Below are 4,072 nucleotides of genomic sequence, written 5' to 3' on the forward strand. Positions count from 1 at the left end.
CGATCATGGCTTCCGTCTGCCGTCCGCGAAGGATAACCGGCCGCTAAGATTTGAGGAATTCGAGAAAAAGGTCCATCAATCGGTATTCGTTTCAGCGACACCGGGACCATATGAACTCGAGCATACACCTGAAATGGTCCAGCAGATCATTCGTCCTACCGGCTTGCTTGACCCAACAATCGAGGTTCGTCCAATTGAAGGGCAGATAGATGACATGATCGGAGAAATCCAGGATCGGGTCAAAAAGAATGAACGGGTCCTGATTACGACCCTGACGAAAAAGATGTCCGAAGACTTGACGGATTATTTAAAGGAAATCGGCATCAAGGTTCAATACCTTCATTCGGAAGTGAAAACCTTAGAAAGAATAGAAATCATCCGCGAGCTGCGAATGGGCAAATATGATGTACTCGTCGGAATCAACCTCTTGCGGGAAGGATTGGATATACCGGAAGTGTCGTTAGTGACCATCCTCGATGCCGATAAAGAAGGTTTCCTCCGCTCGGAGCGTTCGCTCATCCAAACGATGGGCCGTGCTGCACGGAATGCCAATGGGCATGTCATCATGTATGCAGACCGCATCACGAATTCGATGGAGCTTGCCATCAATGAAACGAAGCGGCGCCGTGAAATTCAGGAGCAGTATAATGAAGCGCATGGGATCCTGCCGCAAACCATTCAAAAGGATATCCGTGACTCCATCAGGGCTACACATGTGGCGGAAGAAGGGGAAGAGTACAAAGAAGATCTTGCGCCAAGCTTTGCGAAGCTCCCGAAAAAAGAGCGCCTAAAAGTGATGGAAAGCATGGAAAAAGAAATGAAGGAAGCAGCAAAGGCGCTGGACTTCGAGCGGGCTGCCGAGCTGCGTGATTTATTACTAGAGTTAAAAGCGGAAGGGTGACGAAACATGGCAATGGATAAGATTGTGATCAAAGGCGCAAGGGCCAACAATTTAAAGAATATTGATATCACGATACCGAGGGACAAACTTGTCGTCCTTACTGGATTATCTGGATCTGGAAAGTCTTCCTTGGCCTTTGATACGATTTATGCAGAAGGGCAAAGACGTTATGTGGAATCATTGTCCGCTTATGCGCGTCAATTTTTAGGTCAGGTGGATAAACCGGATGTCGATGCGATTGAAGGTTTATCACCTGCCATTTCCATAGACCAGAAAACGACCAGTCGCAATCCCCGATCAACCGTAGGGACCGTTACGGAAATCTATGATTATTTAAGGCTGTTATATGCACGTGTCGGCAGGCCTACCTGTCCGATCCACAACATAGAAATCAGCTCCCAAACGATTGAGCAAATGGTGGACCGCATCCTTGATTACCCTGAACGCACCAAGCTTCAAGTATTGGCCCCGCTAGTCTCTGGCAGGAAAGGGACACATGCGAAGGTCTTGGAGGAAGTCAAGAAACAAGGATATGTCCGCATTCGTGTGAATGGGGAAATGCATGATTTAAGTGATGAAATCGTACTGGAAAAAAATAAAAAGCATTCGATTGAAGTGATCATCGACCGGATCGTCATTAAAGAGGGTGTTAGGGCCAGGCTTGCCGATTCGTTGGAAAGTGCTTTGAAGCTTGGTGAAGGCAAGGTCATCATTGACGTCATGGGTGAGGAAGAACTGCTGTTCAGTGAGAATCATGCTTGTCCATACTGCGGGTTTTCGATTGAGGAATTGGAACCAAGGATGTTCTCCTTCAATAGCCCGTTTGGCGCCTGCCCTGATTGTGATGGTTTAGGGGCAAGGCTTGAAGTGGACCGGGACCTGGTCATCCCGGATAAGGATTTAACCTTGCACCAACATGCCATTGCCCCATGGGAACCGACAAGCTCACAATATTATCCTCAGCTGCTTGAGGCGGTAGCCAACCACTATGGAATCGATATGGATGTGCCCGTTAAAGAATTGCCTGAGGATAATATGGATAAGATTTTAAATGGCTCAGGCAAAGACAAGATTTATTTCCGCTATAAGAATGATTTTGGAAGAGTGCAAGAAGGATATATTACCTTTGAGGGCATCTTAAGAAACATCGAGAGGCGTTTCAAGGAGACGAGCTCGGATTATATCCGTGAGCAAATGCAAAAATACATGTCAGAGCACCACTGTCCAACCTGTAAGGGCCATCGTTTGAAAAAGGAAAGCCTGGCCGTACTCATCCAAGGGGTCCATATAAGTGAAACGACCGCTTTATCGGTTGAAGATGCCTTGATATTTTTCGATGAGCTTGATTTGACGGAAAAAGAGGCCGCGATCGCCAGGCTGATTTTACGGGAAATTCGCGAGCGGCTCGGGTTTTTGGCTAATGTTGGTTTGGAATATTTGACGTTGAGCAGGGCTGCCGGGACATTATCAGGCGGTGAAGCGCAGCGTATCAGATTGGCAACGCAGATCGGTTCCCGATTGACGGGAGTGCTGTACATTCTGGATGAGCCTTCTATCGGACTCCATCAGCGGGATAACGACCGCTTGATCGAAACGTTGAAAAATATGCGTGAAATCGGAAACACCTTGATCGTAGTCGAGCACGATGAAGATACGATGCTTGCTGCCGATTATTTGATTGATGTCGGACCTGGGGCAGGGGCCCATGGAGGGGAAATCGTGGCCGCCGGCACTCCGGAGGAAGTCATGAACAATCCTGACTCGTTGACGGGTCAATATTTGGCAGGGAAGAAATTCATCCCATTGCCATTGGAGCGCCGTAAAAACGACGGCCGTGTCATCGAAATAAAAGGTGCCAAGGAAAATAACCTGAAGAATGTGAATGTGAAGTTCCCGCTTGGAGTCTTTACCGCCGTGACTGGAGTTTCGGGTTCGGGTAAGAGTACATTAGTGAATGAGATACTTCATAAGTCATTGGCCCAAAAGCTGAATCGTGCAAAAGCCAGACCAGGGGACTTTCGTGAAATCAAGGGGATTGAGCATTTGGATAAGGTCATCGATATCGACCAGTCCCCGATTGGAAGGACCCCGCGTTCAAATCCAGCCACGTATACAGGCGTATTTGATGATGTTCGTGACGTTTTTGCGACGACGAACGAAGCGAAAATCCGCGGGTATAAAAAAGGCCGTTTCAGCTTCAATGTGAAGGGCGGCCGCTGTGAAGCCTGCCGCGGCGATGGCATCATCAAAATCGAAATGCATTTCCTTCCGGATGTCTATGTTCCATGTGAAGTCTGTCATGGAAAACGGTATAACCGGGAAACGCTTGAAGTGAAATATAAAGGGAAAAACATTTCTGACATCCTCGATATGACAGTGGAGGAAGGCGTCAGCTTCTTTGAAAATATCCCGAAAATCAAACGGAAGCTCCAAACGATATTTGATGTGGGCTTGGGATATATTAAGCTTGGACAGCCAGCCACGACATTATCAGGCGGTGAAGCGCAAAGGGTGAAGCTTGCTTCTGAATTGCATCGCCGTTCGACCGGACGCTCCTTCTATATCCTGGATGAACCGACTACCGGGCTCCATGTCCATGACATTGCAAGGCTGCTTGAGGTGCTGCAGCGCCTGGTTGACAACGGTGATACCGTTTTAGTGATTGAGCATAACCTTGATGTCATCAAAACGGCGGACCATATCATTGACCTGGGACCGGAAGGCGGGGACAAGGGCGGAACGATTGTCACCTATGGTACACCTGAGAAAATATGTGAGGTTTCCGAATCATACACGGGCAAATATTTAAAGCCAGTATTGACGCGTGACCAAATCCGCATGGAAAACTTGATCGAGGCAAAAGAACAAGAGCATGAACATGCATGAAAGGGAGCGAGCCATCAGGCTTGCTCCCCTTTTGTTTTGGGAAGAACCGGCCCAAGATCAACCTCGCCATGATCTTCGCGTTTTCCTGCAGGCTACCTGTTATTTTGTAGAAAAATGAAAGTCAGCATTTAATCAATCATTTGATTAAATGCTGGGAAAGCGGAATATTTCCGGGGGAATATCATGTTTTCCGTTTCGGAAAATGTCAGTTCACTTTGTCGAATGATGGTAAAAACAGTATTTATGAAACTTTTTAGATATCTAGGCGTATGTATGAATAAAATG

The 4,072-nt window shown here is 47.3% G+C and carries 2 protein-coding genes; both read left to right on the plus strand.

Features of this window, described 5'->3' with window-relative positions:
• Positions 1–901 (plus strand): helicase-related protein (locus CVN76_RS21260; RefSeq protein ID WP_198512613.1); only part of this gene is annotated, 901 nt, incomplete at its 5' end.
• 6 nt (positions 902–907) lie between these two features.
• Positions 908–3,787, plus strand: coding sequence for an excinuclease ABC subunit UvrA (gene uvrA / locus CVN76_RS21265; protein WP_100532960.1), 2,880 nt, complete (start codon positions 908–910; stop codon positions 3,785–3,787).
• The last annotated feature ends 285 nt before the right edge of the window (positions 3,788–4,072 follow it).

Source organism: Bacillus sp. mrc49 (assembly GCF_002803435.1).

Coding starts and splice junctions, on each gene's coding strand:
- uvrA (WP_100532960.1), top strand. CDS start 908: ATGGCAATGGATAAGATTGTGATCAAAGGCGCAAGGGCCAACAATTTA.